This is a genomic window from Methylobacterium sp. J-070 (assembly GCF_022829385.1).
In the GTDB taxonomy this organism is placed as follows: Bacteria; Pseudomonadota; Alphaproteobacteria; order Rhizobiales; family Beijerinckiaceae; genus Methylobacterium.
Map to the genome: position 1 here is coordinate 1 of NZ_JAKSXX010000236.1, position 1,737 is coordinate 1,737.

Genomic DNA, 1,737 nt, shown 5'->3' on the forward strand with positions numbered 1-1,737 from the left:
CATGGCCGCCATGCCGCAGAAATGCAGGACGCCGATCGCGGCGACCAACAGCGGCGCTCCAACGCGTCGGATGTCGCGGCGGCGCTCTCCCGTCACCACCAAGGCCGCACCAAACATGAGCAGGCTCGTCGGTAGGGACACGGCCAGTAGAGACGGATCCCACGTGACGGTACCGGCGACGAGGTAGGAAGCCTCGCCGAGGTAGTGCAGCGCTGCGATGCTACTGCCGAGGAGAACGCCGATGAGAAAGCGATGGGCTCGCTTGCGCTGGCCGATCGCGAGGGTGACGCTGATCCCGATGCCCGCAATGGCGACTAAGAGTGACAGGGCCGTCAGATAGAGATCGAACCCAGCGGGCATGCCTGGCCGGAATGCCAGGAGGCCGATCATATGGGTGGCCCAGGCGGTGCAGCCTGAAGCGACGATGCTGGCACCAGCCCAGAGCGTGGCGGACCGGCCTTCGGAGCGCGCCGCATGGGTCGCGACCGAGAACGAGCCGTAGACGCCGACGACGCAAATCCCTGCGGCGAGTAGGATCAACTGATGATCGTGCGCCTGGGTAAGGCAGGTGTAGACGGATCGCATGGCAAGCTCCGAGGCATTGAGCCTGGGCTCGACAAGTTAATTAATAGGCACACTTTGGAAAAGGCTATCATTAGTAAGATAGAGATAGAGTTTGTTTCTATTTAAAACCATCATATGATAATTTTTTGAGGTAATATTTTGAAACAAGCGGTTGAATTCGACGGAAATGAAAAATCATTTTTCAAGAAGGATGCAGGAAAATTATCATTGCAAATTCCGCTCGCCGGCCATGCACGTGATGAGCTAACTGCTCCTTCAACGCTTCCATAGCGTGACGGTACCATGACAGCCTTCGAACTCATCCGCGCGTTGGCGCATGATGCCACCATCGGGATCGTCGTCACCGACACGGTGGTCGAGGCACCAGGACCGACGATCGTCTACGCCAACCAAGCGTTCGGACAGCTTGTCGGGTGCAGCGTGGACGACATCATCGGGCAGAGCCCGCGCTTTATGCAGGGCAAGGAGACGCGGCGCGAGACGCTCGATACCTTCCATCGCGCCCTCGATGCCGGCGAGCGCTTCCACGGCTACCTGACAAACTACCGCGCCGACGGCACCAAGTACCGTGCCGAGATCGATTGTCGGCCGCTGCGTGCCGCCGACGGACGGATCGAGAACTTCGTCGCGTTCGAGCGGGAGGTGATCCGCCGGGTTGGACGCCCTGCCGTCAGCGCAGCCGGCCGCTATGAGCCAGCTGTCGCAAGCAACGATGGGTTAACCAACACCTTGCGCAACCTCTCCATATTCGAGCACGCATAAGTTGTATTATGCTGATCACGGAGACGTGAATACAATATTTGTATGCTGATTTGGACCAATATCTGCCAAGTGCAGTGTGATGCGCGATAAATTTAATGGATAAATAACGATCATTGCGCAGTGTTGCGCGAAGCTGAGATGGAACTGAATGACGCATCAGCGGGCCGCTCCGCTGGCCTCCCGTTCTGCCGGACAGCAGCCTAAGATCCGGGAGGGAACGACCAGTTTCGGTGGAACGCACACGCACGCCGATCAGGCAGCCAAGCTCGACGTGCTAGATCGCTCGCAGGCGGTCATCGAGTTCGCCCCCGACGGCACCATCCTTACCGCCAACGCCAACTTCCTGACGGCCATGGGCTACACGCTGCCCGAGGTGCAGGGACAGCACCA

2 protein-coding genes and 1 pseudogene are annotated in these 1,737 nt (G+C 59.0%); 2 read left to right on the forward strand and 1 reads right to left on the reverse strand.

Annotated features, from left to right (window positions below; genetic code table 11):
* Window positions 1–585, reverse strand: a 585-nt coding sequence (locus tag MKL01_RS26820; protein WP_279604915.1) for an MHYT domain-containing protein, incomplete at its 3' end; no start/stop codon positions are given.
* A gap of 282 nt (window positions 586–867) precedes the next feature.
* Between MKL01_RS26820 and MKL01_RS26825 the strand changes: the two genes are divergently transcribed.
* A complete protein-coding gene (locus MKL01_RS26825; RefSeq protein WP_243908226.1) occupies window positions 868–1,347 on the forward strand; it encodes a PAS domain-containing protein in 480 nt (159 codons plus the stop codon).
* 148 nt (window positions 1,348–1,495) lie between these two features.
* A pseudogene (locus MKL01_RS26830) lies at window positions 1,496–1,737 on the forward strand (PAS domain-containing protein); the annotation flags it as partial.

Bases quoted from the DNA above. Each gene is read 5' to 3' on its own strand.
- MKL01_RS26825 (WP_243908226.1), top strand. From the start codon at position 868: ATGACAGCCTTCGAACTCATCCGCGCGTTGGCGCATGATGCCACCATC.